Below are 17,089 nucleotides of genomic sequence, written 5' to 3'. Positions count from 1 at the left end.
CCATGCCCGGCGGCGAGGACCGCAGGCATGACCGGAAACCCGCTGCGCATCTGCAGCGGGTTTTCTTTTGGGCGCGACCCGCCAGCCACGGCACCGCCCATAAAAAAGGGACGGGGCGCTTCGGCCCCGTCCCCGCAAGTACCGCCACCGGAGAAATCGATCAGCTGCGTCGTGCGCAGAACACCGCACGCGGCGGCAGCTGGAGTTCGCCACCCTGCACCGTGCCCGCATCCGGGCCCGGCACATCCATCTGCTGCCAACGGCCGGCCGGCAGCGGATGGGTCACCGCCTCGCCCGACAGGTTGAAGGCCAGCAGGAGGGTTTCATCTGCAAGCATACGCTCGAACAGCAGCACTGGCTCACTGCTGTCAAGGAACCGGATGCTGCCATGCTGCAGGACGGGCTGATGGCGACGCCAGCCCAGGAATGCCCGGAAGGCCGCCAGCACCGACTGCGGGTCAGCGTCCTGCACCGCGACGGCCGCTGCCCGGTGCCCGGCCGGAATCGGCAACCACGGCTGGCCGGTAGTGAAACCGGCCAGTGGCGCATCCGTCCACGGCATCGGAGTGCGGCAGCCATCGCGGCCCTTGAAGTTCGGCCAGAAGGTGATGCCGTAGGGATCCTGCAGCGCCTCGAACGGCACCTCGGCCTCGGCCAGGCCCAGTTCCTCGCCCTGGTACAGGCAGACCGAGCCGCGCAGGCAACTCAGCAGCGCCACCAGCATGCGCGCCAGGCGCGGATCGGCCGGATGGCCGCCCCAGCGGGTGACCGCGCGCTCCACATCGTGATTGGACACCGCCCAGCACGGCCAGCCTTCAGTCATCGCGGCTTCCAGGCGCGAGACAGTCTCGCGGATGTAGGCCGCGCTGTAGTCGTCCACCAGCAGTTCAAAGCTGTAACCCATGTGCAGGCGGCCATCGCGGGTGTACTCGGCGGTGGTGGCCAGCGAATCCTCCGAGGAGATCTCGCCCAGGCTGACCGCACCGGGGTACTGGTCGAGCAGCGCGCGCAGCCGCTCCAGGAACGGCAGGTTCTCCGGCTGCGTGTTGTTGAAGTAGTGGTACTGGTATGCGTACGGGTTGTCCGGGCTGAAGCCGCGGCCAACGCGCTTGTCAGCGGGCTTGGCCGGGTTGTCGCGCAGCTGCGCGTCATGGAAGCAGAAGTTGATCGCATCCAGGCGGAAGCCATCCACGCCACGGTCCAGCCAGAACCGCACGTTGTCCAGCGTGGCCTGCTGCACCTGCGGGTTGTGGAAGTTCAGGTCCGGCTGGTCGACCAGGAAATTGTGCAGATAGTACTGTTCGCGGCGCGGTTCCCACTGCCAGGCGCAGCCGCCGAACAGCGACAGCCAGTTGTTGGGCGGCGTGCCGTCCTCACGCGGGTCGGCCCAGACGTACCAGTCGGCCTTCGGATTGCTGCGATCCTGGCGGCTCTCGCGGAACCACGCGTGCTCAATCGACGTATGGCTGAGGACCTGGTCGATCATCACCTTCAGCCCCAGGCCGTGGGCCTTGGCCAGCAGGCGGTCGAAGTCCTCCAGACTGCCGAACAGCGGGTCGACGTCGCGGTAATCGGCGATGTCATAGCCGAAGTCGGCCATCGGCGACTTGAAGAACGGCGAGATCCAGATGGCATCCACACCCAGCGTGGCGATGTGGTCCAGGCGCTGGATGATCCCTGGCAGGTCACCGACCCCGTCGCCGTTGGCGTCAAGGAAACTGCGCGGATAGATCTGGTAGATGACGGCTCCGCGCCACCATGGATAGTGCGACATCGACAGCCCCCCTCCGGGCATGCGGGACCCGCCGGAAGCGGGCCGAAAACCAAGTCCCGCAAGCTTAGCGGTGCCTCCCCGGGGATGGCGCCACCTGCATACGTATTCACGCCAGGCAGTCACGGACGGCCGGGGCGATCAGACCCGCAGGCCGGTTTGCGCCCGAATTCACGGGCAGCGCCTATAATCATCGACGAGCCTGAAAGCCTGATCGCATGACCATCACCGAAGACACCCGCCCCGCCCTGGGCCTGCCCCAGATCCAGTCGCTTGCTGCGGCCGACATGGCCGCCGTCGACGCCCTGATCCGGCGCCGGCTGTCCTCGGACGTCGTGCTGATCAACCAGATCGCGGACCACATCATTTCCGCCGGCGGCAAGCGCCTGCGGCCGATGCTGGTGATGCTGGCCGGTCATGCGGTCGGCCATGCCGGCCCCGAGCACCACCAGCTGGCGGCGATCATCGAGTTCATCCACACCTCCACCCTGCTGCACGATGACGTAGTGGACGAATCCAGCCTGCGGCGCGGCCGCAGCACCGCCAATGCCCTGTGGGGCAACGCACCGAGCGTGCTGGTTGGCGACTTCCTGTACTCGCGCAGTTTCCAGCTGATGGTCGAGCTGGACCGCATGCCGGTGATGCGGATCCTGGCCGACACCACCAATCGCATCGCCGAAGGCGAAGTGCTGCAGCTGCTGCACGTGCATAACCCGGATACCGACGAAGCGGCCTACCTGCGCGTGATCGAGCGCAAGACCGCCGTGCTGTTCGCTGCCGGCACCCGCCTGGGCGCGCTGGCCAGCGGCGTGGACGAAGCCACCCAGCAGGCGCTGTACGACTACGGCATGCATCTGGGCTACGCCTTCCAGATCGCCGATGACGTGCTGGATTACTCGGCCAACGCCGAGGAGCTGGGCAAGAATCTGGGCGACGACCTCGCCGAAGGCAAGGCAACGCTGCCGCTGATCCATGCCATGGCCCACTCCGACGACGCCACCCGCGAGCGCCTGCGCACCATCGTGCAGGAAGGCGATGCGTCGGCAATGCCGGAAGTGCTGGCCGCGATCCACGCCACCGGCGGCCTGGACTACAGTCGCCGCCGGGCCGAGGAATACGCAGAGCGCGCCGAGCGTGCGCTCGACGGGCTGGGCGACAATGATGCCGTCGCCGCTCTGCGTGGACTGGCCCGCTACGCGGTGCAGCGCACGCATTGACCGCGCTCGCCGGGCATGGCCCGGCGCTACCGGGTGCCGCTTCGCTCGCCGGGCATGGCCCGGCGCTACCTGATGCCGCTGCGCTCGCCGGGCATGGCCCGGCGAACCCGGTGCCTCAGCGCTTCTCGAAGCGCTCCTCGAAGAACTCATTCAGTGCCTTCCACGCGCGCTTCGCCGCCCGTTCGTTGTACTGGCACCCCGGCGGATTGTTGGCATCACGCTCGGCAAAGCAATGCACGGCACCGCTGTAGTTGGTGAACTCCCAGTCGACCTTGGCGGCATTCATCTCGTTCTGGAAGCTGGCGATGTCGGCCGCGGTCACGCTCCTGTCATCGGCACCATTGAGTACCAGCACCGAGGGATGCGCTCCACCGGCCTGCGCCGGCAGCGGCGAGCCCAGCCCACCATGCAGGCTGACCACGCCGGCCAGCGGCGCGCCCGCGCGGGCCAGCTCCAGAACGGTGGTACCGCCGAAGCAGAAGCCGACCGCACCGATGCGGCTGGCATCCAGCGGCACCTTGCCGGCCTGTGCCTTGAGCACATTCACCGCCTCCAGCGCACGCGCACGCAGCAGCGGCCGGTCGTTGCGCAACGCGGTGGCGACCGGCCCTGCCTCGGCATCGGTCTTCGGCCGCACACCCTTGCCATAGACATCGGCCACCAGCACCACGTAATCATCGCCGGCCAGCTGCTTGGCCTTCTCGACCGCCGATTCGTTCACACCCTTCCAGTTCGGCACCATCACCAGTCCGGGGCGCTTGTCACTGTCCCCGTCGTCATAGACCAGCACCCCGCTGAAGGTCGTGCCCTGGTGCGTCCACTCCACCGGCTGGGTCTTCATCGCCGCCCACGCCGGCAGCGCCGCCAGACCCAGGACCATCGCCACACCGCAACGCCATGCATTCATGCGCCTGCTCCAGAGAAAAGGAAACAGAGGGGTCGCCTGATGTCCCCCTCCCGTCCGCATTCTGCATTGGCGGCGTGACGCAGGTGTGGTTGGATACGCCCTGATTCCGCCCAGCCCCTGTTTGCGAATGAACCTTGTCGATCAATTCCTGTCCGGCCTGATGCCGCGCCTGCCCGCCGACGATGCTGCGCAATGGACGCATGTCCAGGGCGCCAGCGCCGGAGACCTGCAACGCCTGCGTGCGCAGTGGCTGCAGGTACCTGACAGTCTGGTTGCGCTGCTGTCGCGCGTGGATGGCACGCATTTCCGCCGGTATCCCGAGGGCGAGGTCTGCGTGCTGATGCTCGGCTCGGACGTGGAAGGCGGCGGATACCCCTACTACCTGCGCTCGGTCGCACAGATCTTCGAGGATCACCGGCACTGGGACGACAGCATCCGCTCGATCTACGAAGAATGGCTGGACGACGAACCGGAGATTCTCGGCGACGGCATCGATGCCGACGTACCGATGAGCCGCCGCCTGTGCTTCTCGCACTGCATGAACAACGGCGGCACCTCGATGCTGTACCTGGATTTCGACCCGGCACCGGGTGGCTCCGTCGGCCAGGTGGTGCGCTACCTGCATGATCCGGACAGCTATGCGGTCATCGCGCCCGGCTTCGATGCGTATCTCCAGCAGTTGATTGACGGCGACTACGCGTTCATCGAGGAAGCGTAGATCCACGCCTGCGTGGATGAATTTGCCGGTGGGTTGCCGGCCGGGATCCCGCCGGGGTCAGAGCCCTTTCCTGCGGAAAGGGATCCGACCCCCTCAGGCGATGCCCAGGCCCGGAATCGCGCTGATGCTGTCCGGATCGAATCCGGCCAGCTCGGCGAAGTGACGTCCGCGCGCAACGTAATCGCGGTAGGCCCCAAAACTTGGTGCGCCCGGCGACAACAGCACCACCCCGCCCTGCTCGCCCAGCGCAGCGCGTGCCAGCGCCATGGCGTCCGGCAGGTCGACGGCCGCATGCAGCCCGAATCGACCTGCATCGGCCAGCGGCTGCAGCATCGCGTGGATGCGCGGGCCGTTGCTGCCCATGGTCACGATCTCCACCGGCGGCACATCGTGCGCCATGTGCTGCATGAAATCGGTCCAGTCCAGGCCGCGGTCATGCCCGCCCACCAGCAGCGCGATGCGCTGGCCGCTGAAGCACTCCAGCGCCGCCAGACTGGCGTGCGGCGTGGTGCTGATCGAATCGTTGATGTAGGTCAGCCCATCGGCCACGCCGATGCGCTGCAGCCGGTTGGGCAGCGGACGGAAATCCTGCACGGCCGGCGCCAGCGCCGCCGCGTCCAGGCCCAGCGCTTCCAGCGCGGCCAGCACCGCACACAGGTTGCCGCGGTTGTGGCGGCCCGGCAGCGGCGTATTGCGTGTATCGAACACCGCCTGTTCGCCACGATGCACGATGTCGCCACGCATGTGCCAACCCTGCGGCTGGTTGAACCAGACCACCTGGCTGTGCGGCAGCGTCAGTTCCGCCAGATGCGGATCGGCGGCATTGAGCACGGCGATGCACGGAGCGGCATCGGTGACCAGCTGCAGCTTGTCCTCGATATAGCGCTGTTCGCTGCCATGCCAGTCCAGATGTTCGGGGAACAGGTTCAGCACCACCGCCACCTGCGGTCGCGCGCCACTGCGCGCCACTTCGCCGGTCTGGTAGCTGGACAGTTCCACCGCCCAATACTCAGGCGCCGGCTGCGGGTCCAGCACTTCCAGCAGCGGCAGGCCGATGTTGCCGACCAGGCCGGTGCGATGACCGGCCGCACGCAGCAGGTGCGCGACCAGCGCGCTGGTGGTGCTTTTGCCCTTGGTACCGGTCACGCACACGGTGTCATGGACGATGCCGTCGTCAGCGGCATGCTCGGCGAACCAGAGCGCGGTGCCCCCGATGAAACGCGTGCCCCGTGCCGCCGCGGCCACCGCGATCGGCTGGTAGGGACTGATGCCGGGTGACTTGATCACCACGTCGAACGCGGCCAGCGCCTCGGCCGAAGGCTCGCCACGCACCTCCAGTGACCCCTGCGTTTCCGCGCGCGCCGCATCGGCTTCGGCGGCCGGACAGAACAGGCTCAGCGGCAACGTCGGCAGGCGTGCACGCAGCACCGTGAATGCGGCACGGCCCTCACGCCCCCAGCCCCACAGCGCGACGCGCTTTCCTTCAAGCTGAGAAATCTTCACGCACCCGTTCCCACAGCGCAGCCGGAATGCGGTGCTCGCCCTGCAGCTGCAGCATCGGCGCCAGCTCCAGTTCGGCCGCGTCGAGCTGCGGCTGGATCTCGTTGCAGAAGCGCTTCACCAGCGCATCTTCCTTCCACTCCGGTCGCTGCGCCAGGGTCGCCATTGCTGCACGCGATTCACGACCTTCGCCCACGCACTCGAACGGCTTGTGATCCTGGAACTCCAGCAGCGCGTCGAAGCCACCGGCCTGCTCGACATCGTCCAGCAGATTGCGACCGAAGATGCGCACGAGGCGGGTCTTGGGCATGAACGGCGCCAGCGCCAGAAACACGAAATGGCACTTCGGGCAGACGCCGCACCAGCGGTTCACGGGGCGCTCGCCGAGGATATGGAAGTTGCGGTTGCAGCTGGAGAAATGCGCGTCGTAGAAGTCGCTCTTGGCAAACTGGCGGGCCACCGCCAGTTCCGACATCGGTCGCAGCAGCGAGTAGTACTGCAGGTCTGCGGCCACGTGCGCCTGCACATGGCTGCCGAAGGCCTGCTCGAACGCCCAGCCCTTGGACCACTGGTGGTTCACCTCGCCGGTGCCCGGAATCTGGCTGCCGTAGCTGGCCGAGCGTTCGTTGGAGAACACCACCTGGTCCACGCCCTGCAGCAGGGCTGCCAGCACCATGATCGCCGAGTTCACCGCGGTCACCGGGATATGGCCGTTCCACGCCCCTTGGCGGTTGAGCTCGAACAGCTCCGGCGCCAGCGCGCGGCCCAGGTTCAGCGTCGGCAGGCCGGTGCGTTCGGCGCAGGCACGGATCAGCTGCGAACCGCCGATCCAGGTGACCGTCTCGTCCACACCAGCCCGTCGCAGCGCTTCGATGCTGACCAGCGAATCCTTGCCGCCACCGATGGCGACCAGCGCATGCGGCTGCAGGCCCACCTCCGGTGCCTGCACCGGCTCGCCCTGCACCGGCAGGCGGAAGCGGCCACGCAGGTTGAGGCCGTTGCGGTAGGCGAACTCGCCCAGGCCGTTGAGGTAGATCGCTTCCACCAGCGCCGCGGTATCGGCATCGATGGCGTAGCTGTCGATGCTGACGATCTCCGGCACGCCGGCCTTGTAGTAGCTGACGCCGGCGATCAGGTGCAGCAGCTGCAGCGCTCGCTGCACGGCAGCGGCGCGCGCCGGGTCGAGGATGAACGGGGCGCCGGGAACGGTGATGGTTTCCACCATCTCGGGGCCATCATCGAAGGCATAGACCAGCCGTGCCACGCCGCTGTCCGCAGCAAATTCGCAGCGGACGAAGCGGAAACGGGAGACCTGGTGTTTGTCGAAAGCAGTCATGGTGTATCCGGTCAGGCACGGACCCGCGCGGTGGCGCGGGGCGTGTCGGTGGGCGGGTGCAGCGCGCGCAGGGCGATCACTCGATCACATCCTCGCGCGGCAGCGCCCGCTGGTTGTAGGTGTTGGACATCACGTAGCCATAGGCGCCAGCGTCAGCAATCAGCATCACGTCGTCCGGCGCGGTGGACACCGGCAGCTTGCGCCGCTTGCCGAACACATCGCTGGACTCGCAGATCGGGCCGACGACATCGAATGCCGCCTCGGCGTACCCGCCCTGGCGGCTGAGGTTCTCGATGTCGTGCCAGGCGTCGTACAGGGCCGGACGCATCAGCGTATTCATGCCGGCATCCAGGCCGACGCGGCGCACGCCGTCCTTCTCCACCACCTGGGTGGCATGGGTCAGCAGCACGCCGGACTCGGCCACCAGGTAGCGCCCCGGCTCGATGGCCAGGCGGAATGCGGGGTGCAGCGCCTTGACCTCGGCCAGGCCGGCAGCCCACGCGTCCAGATCGAAGGGCTCGTCCTCGTCGCTGTACGGAATCGGCAGGCCACCGCCGATGTCGATCGTCTGCACGCTGCCGATGCGGCGGGCGAAGCCTGCCAGCTCATCGCACATCAGGCGCCAATGCTGCGGGGTTTCCACGCCGCTGCCCAGGTGGGCGTGCAGGCCGACCACCCGGCTGCCCAGTTCGGTGGCGGCACGGACGAACTCATCGACGCGGGCGATCGGCAGGCCGAACTTGGACTCCTTGCCGCCGGTGCGGACCTTGGCGTGGTGGCCTTCGCCGCGCCCCAGGTCCACGCGCAACCACAGCTCGCGGTTGCGGAACAGGTCCGGCCAGCGCTGCAGGGCTTCGACGTTGTCGACGGTGACGGTCACGCCCAGTGCGAACGCGGCCTCGTACTCACTGCGCGGGCAGAAGCTGGGGGTGAACAGCACACGCCTGGGCGAAAGTTCCGGCAGGTGCTGGAACACATGCTTCAGCTCGCCATGCGAAACGCACTCCAGGCCGAAACCCTCCGACTCCAGCAACTGCAGGATGGCCGGGTGGCTGTTGGCCTTGATCGCGTAGTAACGCTGGTCGATCGGCTTGATCGCAGCCAGCGCGCGGGCACGCGCCCGCACGGTCGGCAGGTGATAGACGTAGCGCGGGGTTCCCGCGTCGGCCAGCTGCAGCAGGTGTGCCCGCTGGCCGCGCCACCAGGGCGTGCCGCGCGGGCGAACCGTGCCGGCGATCTCGCGCCAGCGCGGGCCGAACACCTCGGTTTCCTCCACCGGCATGGCGCCGCTGTCGATCAGTTCCGCATGCAGGATCGGCAGCAGGCCATCGGCATCGGCCTCATCGATGACGAAGGTCAGGTTCAGGTCGTTGGACGACTGCGAGATCATGTGCACGCGCTCACGGCCGAACGTGGCCCACACATCCGACAGCTTGTGCAGCAGCGAGCGCATGCCCAGCCCGACCAGGGTGATTGCCGCACAGGGCACGATCACCTTGACCTTGCACACCTGCGACAGGTCGGCCGACAGCGCGGCCAGCACATCGGTGTTGACCAGGTTCTCCGACGGATCCAGCGACACGGTGACATTGGTTTCGGCCGAACCGATCAGGTCCACCGACAGGCCGTGCTTCTTGAACAGGGCGAACACATCGGCCAGGAAGCCGACCTGTTGCCACATGCCGATGCCTTCCATCGACACCAGCACGATGCCGTTGCGACGACTGATCGCCTTCACGCCCGGTACCGGCGCGGCATTGCCGTCGATGCTGGTACCCGGAAGCTCGGGGCGCTCGGTGTCGAGGATCGCCATCGGTACACCGGCATCGCGGCACGGCTTGATCGAGCGCGGATGCAGCACCTTGGCACCCGTGGTGGCGATTTCCTGCGCCTCGTAGTAATCCAGGCGGGTCAACAGGCGCGCGTCCGGCACATCCTTGGGATTGGCGCTGAACATGCCCGGCACGTCGGTCCAGATTTCCACCCGGCTGGCACCGAGCAGCGCACCGAAGTACGCCGCCGAGGTGTCCGAACCGCCACGGCCGAGGATGGCAGTGCCACCGTCCGCGTGCCGCGAAATGAAGCCCTGGGTGATCAGAAGGCGGGTCGGCTGCGCACGGAAGCGCTGCGCCCAGTCCGCATCCGAGCGCCACTGGCAGTTCACCGACAGGCGTTGCGACCAGTCGCTCTGGTTCGGCTGCGGCGGCAGTGCATCCAGCCAGTGCCGGGCATCCATCCAGCCCATGTCCAGCCCGGACGCGCGCAGGTATGCAGCGCCCACGGTCGAGGACAGCAGTTCACCCTGGCCCAGCACGTCGGCCTGCCAGTCCAGCGGTCGGGTGGCCGCGCGCGGATCGTCCAGCAGGCCCTGCAGGGCGGCCAGACGCTCGGCCAGCACTTCGCGGCCTAGGCCCAGCTCGACCAGGAATGCCTCGTGGCGTTCGACCAGCGCGGCGACGCGATCACGGCTGTCCGCCGCGCCGTCGGCGATCGCGGTCAGCTCGTTGGTTACTCCGGACAGTGCCGAAACCACCACCAGCACGCGCGAGCCGGTCTCTTCCGCGCGTTTTTTCGCCAGCTTCCCGATCGTGTCCCAGCGATGGCGACGCGACACCGAGGTGCCGCCGAACTTCAGTACGATCCAACGATCGACAAGGGGGGAAGCTGACATGGATTGGCTATGTGTATTGTGGGGAAGCCGCCCCTGGGGGCGGAACCTTCGATTCTAAGCCCAATATCCCCGCCATGACCGCCTATCGTTACCTGCAGCTCGATGTCTTTGCTCCCCGTCCCGGCACGGGCAACCCACTGGGTGTCGTATTTGACGCGGACGGGCTTTCCAGCGACCGCATGCAGGCGCTGGCCGCCTGGCTGAACCTGTCCGAGACAGTGTTCTTCATCCGCCCCACCGCGCCCGGTGCCGACTACCACGTACGCATTTTCACCCCGGGCAGCGAGCTGCCGTTCGCCGGCCACCCCAGTGTCGGTGCCGCCTGGGCAGCGGTGACCAGCGGCCTGGCCGTGCCGCGCGACGGTGCCCTGGTGCAGCAGTGCGCCGCCGGGCTGTTGCCGGTGCGCGTGTCCGGCCCGGCTGCCGCACCGACGATCCAGCTCGCCAGCCCCGCAGCACGGCACCTGGATGCCGCTCCCGGGGCGGTGCCGGAAGCGCTGCTGGCCCAGGCCTCCGAGGGCCATGTGGCCGAGTTGTGGGACAACGGTCCACGATGGTGGCTGCTGCCCCTGCGTGATGCCGCCAGCGTGCGCTCCCTGGCGCCGGACATGGCCGCCGTGCGCGACTGGACCAATGCCACCGGCGCCACCGGCGTGGCCGTGTTCGCACCGGAACAGGCTGCTGCGCACGCGCTCGTGGTGCGCGCTTTCTGCCCCGGCGATGCGGTGAACGTGCCCGAGGATCCGGTGACCGGCAGTGCCAATGCGCTGATTGGCGCCTGGCTGCGGCAACGCAGCGCGCTGCCGGGCACGGACGCCGGCTACGTGGCCAGCCAGGGCCGCGAAGTGGGCCGCGATGGTGAGGTCCAGGTCCAGGTCGATGCGCAGGGCACGGTGTGGATCGGCGGCCAGGTGCAGCCGGTGATCGATGGGCAGATTCACTGGTAGCCCCCGCGATACCCTATGCCGCCTTGCCGGTAGCGCCGGGCCATGCCCGGCGACTCGCCGCGCTGCGCGCTCGCGGAGCATGGCCCCGCGCCACCGTCCCATCGTTTCCTGGAGTTGTCACTGATGTCCGCACGCCGTTTCCTGCAACTGGATGTGTTCTCCCCGCGCGCCGGTGCCGGCAATCCGCTGGCCGTGGTGCTGGATGCCGACGGACTCGACGACGACACCATGCAGGCCATCGCCCGCTGGACGCGGTTGCCCGAGACAACCTTCGTGTTCCCGCCGCAGACGGCGGGAACCAGCTACCGCCTGCGCATGTTCAGTCCGCAGAAGGAAGTCCCGTTTGCCGGCCACCCCAGCGTAGGCACCGCGCATGCCGTGCTGCAGGCGGGCCTGGCGGAGGCGGTGGATGGCCTGCTGGTGCAGGACGGGATTGCCGGTGCGCTGCCGCTGCGGGTCAGCGGCGAAGGCGCGCAGCAGCGCATTGCCATCCGCACCCCGCGCGCGCAGCTGGCCGAAACCGCGCGGGCGGACGATCCGCGCCTGCAGGCGGCCCTGAAGGGCTGGCCACTGGGTCGGTTGCCGCCAGCACGCATGCAGGGCGGGCGCAGCTGGTGGGTGGTCCAGGTTGCCGATGAATCGGCCCTGCGCGCGCTGCGCCCGGACTGGGACGCGGTGGCTGCGCTGGCCGAATCCACCGACAGCATGGGCGTGTTCGCCTATGCATTCGCCGACGGCAACGAAGGCTTCGATCTGGCCGTGCGCGCGTTCGTCGGCAACGGGCGCCGCTTCGAGGATGCCGCCTCCGGCGCCGCCAACGCCGTGCTGGCGGCATGGCTGGACCTGCGCGGCGCCCTGCCGCGGGGCCGCGAGGCATTCGACGTCAGCCAGGGCCGGGAGGTCGGGCATGACGCACGCCTGACCCTGCGCGTGGACGAGGCCGGCGAGGTCTGGTCCGGCGGTCAGGTGCAGACGGTGATCGCCGGCACCCTTGATTGGTGATGGGTGGTTGCCCTGGAACGCCGGGCATGGCCCGGCGCTACCGACCTCAGCCCAGCTCGGCCTCCAGGCTGATGGGCACCGCGCTCAGTGCCTTGGACACCGGGCAGTTCTGCTTGGCATCGTCGGCGATGGCACGGAACTGCGTCGCATCGATCCCGGGCACCACGGCCTTCACTTTCAGCCGGATCTGCGAAAGCTGTGGGCCACCTTCCATCGACAGATCCACCTTCGCCTCGGTATCCAGCGACGTCGGAGTGAAACCGGCCTCGCCGAGCTTGGCCGACAGCGCCATGGTGAAACAGCCGGCATGCGCGGCGGCGATCAGCTCTTCCGGGTTGGTGCCCTTCTCCTCGCCGAAACGGCTGTTGAACCCATAGCGGGTCTTGTCCAGCAGGCCACTCTGCGGCGTGCTCAACTGGCCCTTGCCGGACTTCAGATCGCCTTCCCAGTGCGCGGTGGCGTGTCGCGAGATTCCCATTTGCTGCTCCTGTGTGGCGGTGATGAACGGTCACCCTCGCATGGCGCACGTTATGCCTGCGTCGCTCTGCCGCATTGCAGCGTGCCCGGCACGCGTGCTCCGGTTGCTTCGCGTCAGCTCCGCGCCATGCCGTTTTTCCCTTGTTTTCAGCGGTTTCGCACTTCCACCCGGCGAAAGGGCCGGCGCTTTCCTGCCCCTCCGGGTGCCCCTGCCCCCTACCGCCGGCCATGTACTGAATCGGCCTGGATATGAAAAAACATGCACTTTCCGCGCTCCGGGCTATTGGCGGCGCCCGAGAGTTGCCCTACATTGCGCTTGCCGACGGGGTTCGGCGCCGACCAAACAACCAACCGTTCACGGAACAGGAAACCATGGCAAAGACCGCTAAGAAGGCTGCCCCGAAGAAGGCAGTGAAGAAAGTCGCGACGAAGGCTGCCGCCAAGCCGGCCGCTCCGAAGCCGATCAAGGAAGTGCTGACCAAGTCCGGCCTGGTTGCACACATCGCTGAAGCCTCCGGCGTTGTCGCCAAGGACGTGCGCGCTGTGCTGGCCTCGCTGGAAGGCGCTGTCGCCTCTTCGGTGCACAAGAAGGGCGCTGGCTCCTTCACCCTGCCGGGCCTGCTGAAGATCACCACCGTCAATGTGCCGGCCAAGCCGAAGCGCAAGGGCATCAACCCGTTCACCAAGGAAGAGCAGTGGTTCGCCGCCAAGCCGGCCACCACCAAGCTGAAGGTTCGTCCGCTCAAGAAGCTGAAGGACGCCGCGCTGTAAGCGCGCGCCATTCGGCGGATGCATGACGGGACGGCCCAGGCCGTCCCGTTTTTTTTTGGCGCCCCCGGCGGTTCCGCGCAGGCAGCGACCATCTTCCGGGCACGGCGCCGGGCATCGCAACACAGCGTTGCCCCAGCAGCGCAATCGGCCTCCCAGGCCCGCCACCAAAGGCTGCGGCCACGCTTCCCCCGCACTTCGTCCAACCGGGTGGAACACTGCGTGCAGCGCCGGCCGTCGCCGCCGGCGGCGGCCTTGCCTATGGTGGGCACATTCCCCCACAGCAACGGCGAGCACCTCTCATGGCCAGCCCCTCCACCCGCTACCGGATCTCGGTGACTCCGATCGAAAAGGACGGGTTGCAGTGCACCGGGCGCTGCACCATCGAACTGGAACATCGCGCCAGTCGCGACCTGATGCGACTGCTCGAAGCGGCACCGCGCACCGCAGGACTCAGTGGCGACGAGCGCGCCACGCTGGTGGTCGCCACCCAGTTGCTGCGCGACATCGTGCAGCGTCATGCCGACACCGACGGTCATGCACTGGCCGCACTCGCCGCCCAGGTCCTGCCGGCGCTGGATGCGCTGGATCAGCTGCCATCTTCCCGCTGAAGACCCCGTAGTCGATACACTGCCGTCCTCCAGGTCGCCTCGGGGAGGAGGCACCATGCGCAGGACCCTGCTGTTGCTGATGCCGCTGGTCGTGCTGGGCTGTTCCCGGCCGCCCCCCGCAGTGGATATCACCGCCCCGGTCGCCACCAGACCGGATGATGTACACCGGCAGCCGACGGCCGTGGGCGATGAGGCTGCATCGCTGCGGCCACCCTCCGTCCAGCCGTTGCTGGCCGCAGTGGCCGACGACGCTGAGCCGCCCGGGGACATGCTCAGCCGGTACATGACCGACCTGCTCAATCGCGACCACGCCGCGAGCGACGCTGCCTGGACCTTCCCCCCCGCCGACCCGCGGCGGGCGGATGACGCCGCGCTGCGCCAGCTGGACAACGTGCGCGCCCTGCGCCTGCGCAGCCAGACGCCGGTCGCCGTCGACGGCAAGCATCCGCCGCAGCTGCTGGAAGTTCCGGTGCAGGTCCGCGCCGTGACCGCCGACGGCACCTTCCGCTTTGGTGGCTGGTATCGCGTGCAGCCCAACGCCGACGGCAGTGCCTGGCAGATCCAGTCGGCGCAGCTGCGGCCCTCTTTGGACTGAACCGCTGCAACGGCATGCACGCTCGATTCAGCCTGCAAAGCTACTCTGTAGCCACCCCGCCCTTTCCGGTCACCGCCATGCGCCTGCGTCCCCTGATGACCCGCCTCGCCGCCGCCACCGTCCTGATCGCCGCTGCGATCGGCGCGCAGGCCGCACCTTCGATTTCCGGCCGCGAACTCTCGGTTGGCGCCAGCGACGTGCAGCAGTACCTGGACGGCAGTTTCCCGCGTACCCAGGATGTACTTGGCGGCCTGATCGCGCTGACGATGAGCCATCCGCAACTGAGCCTTCCCGCAGGCGAACGCCTGAACCTGGGCATGGACGTGGCGCTTGCGACCGCCGGCGGCAGTCCGGCCAAGCTCGGTACGGTCAAGCTCAGCAGCGGCCTGCGTTATGACGCCCAGACCCAGGGCTTCCACCTGCAGCAGCCGAGCGTGGACGATTTCACCCCGGCCAATCAGGGCGGCCGCCTCGATTCACGTACCCGTGGGCTGCTCAATGCCTGGCTGAGCGACTATGCGCAGCGTGAACCGATCTACAAGCTTGATCCGGCCGTGGCCGGCATGCTCGGTGCGCTGCAGGTGCAATCGGCACAGGTGAAGAACGGCAAGCTGGTCGTCACCTTCAACCAGAACCTCGGCAACCTGGTACCTGCGGGCCTGCTCGGCAACTGAGCCGAGCTGCAACACGGTGCCCGGCGGCGTCCAGCGGCCGGGCACGCCACGATGTCAGCTTCGAATCGTCAGGCGGCCAGCGCGCGGACGACGGCCTCGCTGAAGGCGGGAATGTCGTCGGGCTTGCGGCTGGTGATCAGATTGCCGTCCACCACCACCTCGGCATCCTGCCAGCGCGCACCGGCGTTGAGCAGATCCTGCTGCAGTGACGGCCACGAGGTGACCTCGCGGCCGTTGGCCAGATCACTGTTGATCAACAGCCAGGGGCCGTGGCAGATCGCCGCGACCGGCTTGCCGGCCGCCGCCACGTCGCGGATGAAGTCCACGGCGGCCTGATCCGTGCGAAGCGTGTCCGGATTGATCACGCCACCGGGCAACACCAGCGCATCGAACCCTGCCGCGTCGGCTTCGCTCAGGGGGATGTCCACCGCCACCGCCTCGCCCCAGTCCTTCTCTTTCCAGCCTTTGATGGTGGCTTCCTTCGCCGGCGATATCACGCTGACCCGGGCGCCTTCCGCTTCAAGCAGGCGCTTGGGTTCAATCAGTTCGGACTGCTCGAAGCCGTGGGTGGCCAGGATGGCGATCTGCCTGCCTTTGAGGCGCTGGGCCATGAGTGCACTCCCGTTGGTGAGGATGAGCACCCAGCGTGCGGCAACGTGCATTGAAGCGGAGTGACCCGCGTGTCGATGGCAGGTGCATGTCCGCGATGCGGCCGGCGATCGGCCGGCCGTACCCGGTGCCGGTCAGCGCTTGGGCTGCAGCATGGTGCCGGTGCACTTGGGGGAACCGCAGCGGCACTCCCAGATCTTCTTCAGCTTGGCCGTATGGCGCTCGGCCAGGACGATGCCGTAGTTGTAGGTCAGCTCCTCACCGGCGGCGATATCGCGCAGCGCTTCGATGAACACCTTGTCACCACGGCTGTCGCCGTCCGCATCTTCCTCGATCACCGCCTCGCAGTTGGGGTCGCAGCTGTGGTTGATCCAGCGCGCATCGTTGCCCTTGTAATTGGCATCGATCACCCAGTCGTCGTTGAGGGTGAACAGGAAGGTGTGGCCGCTTTCGACGTCACCGCTGTCATCGGCATCGACGTCGCCATGGCTGCGCAGCAGGCCCTTGTACTGGATCACGCGCTCGCCCTGCTTGATCGGGGCCACGGCGAACACACCGTTGCCATGGATGGCGGACTTGCGGGCTTGGATCTTCTTCGGCATCGGCACGGGCTGTTTGCAGCGAAAGGAACCCGGATTCTCGCCCATTCCGGGCAATTGCGAAAATCGTCCCGATGCTCCAGCATGTCGCCCCGATCGTGACTGCGGGTGAACGGCCCCGGCCAGGGTCTCCCAGCGCCGGCTGAATGCCCGGGTTGGATGCCGGCGAAGAAAAGCGTACAATTTCAGTCCGCTTTAAGAACCGCTCGCATCCCCCATGTTGCGCGTCACCAAACTCACCGATTACGCCACCGTCGTGCTGACCGTGCTCGCCGCCCGTCCGGGCGAAGTGCTCAGCGCCACCGAGCTGGCCGAATTCACCGGCCTGGAGCCGCCCACCGTCAGCAAGGTCCTCAAGCCGCTGGCACAGGCCGGCCTGGTCGAGGGCCTGCGCGGCGTCCGCGGCGGCTATCGGCTGACCCGGCCCGCCGTGGAGGTCTCGCTGTTCGAAGTGGTGGAAGCAATGGAAGGGCCGCTGGCCCTGACCGAGTGCAGCCACGACCACCACCAGTGCGGCATGGCGCCCAAGTGCGGCGCGCGCAGCAGCTGGCGGCTGATCAACGACGTGGTCTCCGAGGCCCTGCGCGATGTCAGCCTGGCGCAGATCCTGCCCCCTCTTCCCCTTGTCGATGACGAACAGCGCCGCACCATCGCTGTCGACGTCGTCTCCTGATCCGTAGGCAGCCC

17 protein-coding genes are annotated in these 17,089 nt (G+C 67.7%); 9 read left to right on the top strand and 8 right to left on the bottom strand.

Going from position 1 to position 17,089, the window contains the following annotated elements:
- Window positions 1–160 precede the first annotated feature (160 nt).
- On the bottom strand, window positions 161–1,774 hold the full coding sequence (locus IMX13_RS11395) for an alpha-glucosidase family protein (RefSeq protein WP_065174564.1): 1,614 nt from the start codon (window positions 1,772–1,774) through the stop codon (window positions 161–163).
- Window positions 1,775–1,989: 215 nt separating this feature from the next.
- On the opposite strand from IMX13_RS11395, the gene IMX13_RS11390 reads away from it, so the two are divergent.
- Window positions 1,990–2,988 carry a polyprenyl synthetase family protein gene (locus tag IMX13_RS11390; protein ID WP_065174563.1) on the top strand — a complete coding sequence of 333 codons (999 nt, stop codon included), beginning with the start codon at window positions 1,990–1,992 and terminating at the stop codon, window positions 2,986–2,988.
- Between the two features lie 115 nt (window positions 2,989–3,103).
- On the opposite strand, the gene IMX13_RS11385 is transcribed toward IMX13_RS11390, so the two are convergent.
- Window positions 3,104–3,895, bottom strand: coding sequence for a dienelactone hydrolase family protein (locus IMX13_RS11385; protein WP_193396393.1), 792 nt, complete (start codon window positions 3,893–3,895; stop codon window positions 3,104–3,106).
- Between the two features lie 127 nt (window positions 3,896–4,022).
- Here IMX13_RS11385 and IMX13_RS11380 point away from each other — a divergent pair, with 127 nt between their 5' ends.
- Window positions 4,023–4,613, top strand: coding sequence for an SMI1/KNR4 family protein (locus IMX13_RS11380; RefSeq protein ID WP_193396392.1), 591 nt, complete (start codon window positions 4,023–4,025; stop codon window positions 4,611–4,613).
- Window positions 4,614–4,706: 93 nt separating this feature from the next.
- Here the strand turns inward: IMX13_RS11380 and murD are convergent, their stop codons facing one another.
- The 3 genes from murD to IMX13_RS11365 all read right to left on the bottom strand — a co-directional run bounded on the left by murD (window position 4,707) and on the right by IMX13_RS11365 (window position 10,120).
- Complete coding sequence (murD, locus tag IMX13_RS11375) at window positions 4,707–6,116, bottom strand: UDP-N-acetylmuramoyl-L-alanine--D-glutamate ligase (protein ID WP_193396391.1); 1,410 nt, start codon at window positions 6,114–6,116, stop codon at window positions 4,707–4,709.
- On the bottom strand, window positions 6,097–7,449 hold the full coding sequence (gene murL / locus IMX13_RS11370) for a UDP-N-acetyl-alpha-D-muramoyl-L-alanyl-L-glutamate epimerase (protein WP_193396390.1): 1,353 nt from the start codon (window positions 7,447–7,449) through the stop codon (window positions 6,097–6,099). The genes murD and murL overlap by 20 nt, the downstream gene beginning before the upstream one ends.
- Before the next feature lie 76 nt (window positions 7,450–7,525).
- Window positions 7,526–10,120 (bottom strand): bifunctional aspartate kinase/diaminopimelate decarboxylase, encoded by a 2,595-nt coding sequence (locus tag IMX13_RS11365; protein ID WP_053516666.1) that lies wholly within the window; start codon window positions 10,118–10,120, stop codon window positions 7,526–7,528.
- Between the two features lie 74 nt (window positions 10,121–10,194).
- Between IMX13_RS11365 and IMX13_RS11360 the strand changes: the two genes are divergently transcribed.
- Window positions 10,195–11,067, top strand: coding sequence for a PhzF family phenazine biosynthesis protein (locus tag IMX13_RS11360; protein ID WP_193396389.1), 873 nt, complete (start codon window positions 10,195–10,197; stop codon window positions 11,065–11,067).
- A 123-nt stretch (window positions 11,068–11,190) separates the two neighbouring features.
- The gene (locus tag IMX13_RS11355; protein ID WP_164151754.1) at window positions 11,191–12,069 is read left to right on the top strand and encodes a PhzF family phenazine biosynthesis protein; all 879 of its coding nucleotides are present in this window, start codon (window positions 11,191–11,193) and stop codon (window positions 12,067–12,069) included.
- A 46-nt stretch (window positions 12,070–12,115) separates the two neighbouring features.
- Here the strand turns inward: IMX13_RS11355 and IMX13_RS11350 are convergent, their stop codons facing one another.
- On the bottom strand, window positions 12,116–12,547 hold the full coding sequence (locus IMX13_RS11350; RefSeq protein WP_053516662.1) for an OsmC family protein: 432 nt from the start codon (window positions 12,545–12,547) through the stop codon (window positions 12,116–12,118).
- 371 nt (window positions 12,548–12,918) lie between these two features.
- Between IMX13_RS11350 and IMX13_RS11345 the strand changes: the two genes are divergently transcribed.
- The 4 genes from IMX13_RS11345 (at window position 12,919) to IMX13_RS11330 (ending at window position 15,194) form a co-directional block, all read left to right on the top strand.
- Window positions 12,919–13,317 carry an HU family DNA-binding protein gene (locus tag IMX13_RS11345; RefSeq protein WP_053516661.1) on the top strand — a complete coding sequence of 133 codons (399 nt, stop codon included), beginning with the start codon at window positions 12,919–12,921 and terminating at the stop codon, window positions 13,315–13,317.
- Window positions 13,318–13,616: 299 nt separating this feature from the next.
- Window positions 13,617–13,925 carry a DUF3861 family protein gene (locus IMX13_RS11340; RefSeq protein ID WP_053516660.1) on the top strand — a complete coding sequence of 103 codons (309 nt, stop codon included), beginning with the start codon at window positions 13,617–13,619 and terminating at the stop codon, window positions 13,923–13,925.
- Between the two features lie 55 nt (window positions 13,926–13,980).
- The gene (locus tag IMX13_RS11335; protein ID WP_193396388.1) at window positions 13,981–14,520 is read left to right on the top strand and encodes a hypothetical protein; all 540 of its coding nucleotides are present in this window, start codon (window positions 13,981–13,983) and stop codon (window positions 14,518–14,520) included.
- A 77-nt stretch (window positions 14,521–14,597) separates the two neighbouring features.
- Window positions 14,598–15,194, top strand: a complete 597-nt coding sequence (locus IMX13_RS11330; RefSeq protein WP_193396387.1) for a DUF1439 domain-containing protein — start codon at window positions 14,598–14,600, stop codon at window positions 15,192–15,194.
- Window positions 15,195–15,262: 68 nt separating this feature from the next.
- Here IMX13_RS11330 and IMX13_RS11325 read toward each other — a convergent pair whose 3' ends face one another.
- Both IMX13_RS11325 and IMX13_RS11320 read right to left on the bottom strand, forming a co-directional pair.
- Window positions 15,263–15,805 (bottom strand): type 1 glutamine amidotransferase domain-containing protein, encoded by a 543-nt coding sequence (locus tag IMX13_RS11325; RefSeq protein WP_111186009.1) that lies wholly within the window; start codon window positions 15,803–15,805, stop codon window positions 15,263–15,265.
- A 132-nt stretch (window positions 15,806–15,937) separates the two neighbouring features.
- Complete coding sequence (locus tag IMX13_RS11320; RefSeq protein ID WP_053516698.1) at window positions 15,938–16,405, bottom strand: SET domain-containing protein-lysine N-methyltransferase; 468 nt, start codon at window positions 16,403–16,405, stop codon at window positions 15,938–15,940.
- 214 nt (window positions 16,406–16,619) lie between these two features.
- On the opposite strand from IMX13_RS11320, the gene IMX13_RS11315 reads away from it, so the two are divergent.
- Window positions 16,620–17,075 carry an SUF system Fe-S cluster assembly regulator gene (locus tag IMX13_RS11315; RefSeq protein WP_053516656.1) on the top strand — a complete coding sequence of 152 codons (456 nt, stop codon included), beginning with the start codon at window positions 16,620–16,622 and terminating at the stop codon, window positions 17,073–17,075.
- Window positions 17,076–17,089: the final 14 nt, after the last annotated feature.

Origin of the sequence: Stenotrophomonas sp. B2, assembly GCF_014947095.1 — a bacterium.
Taxonomy (GTDB): Bacteria; Pseudomonadota; Gammaproteobacteria; order Xanthomonadales; family Xanthomonadaceae; genus Stenotrophomonas; species Stenotrophomonas maltophilia_P.
Note: the sequence above shows the minus strand (reverse complement) of the source record. Positions and strands in the feature narration are given on the sequence as shown.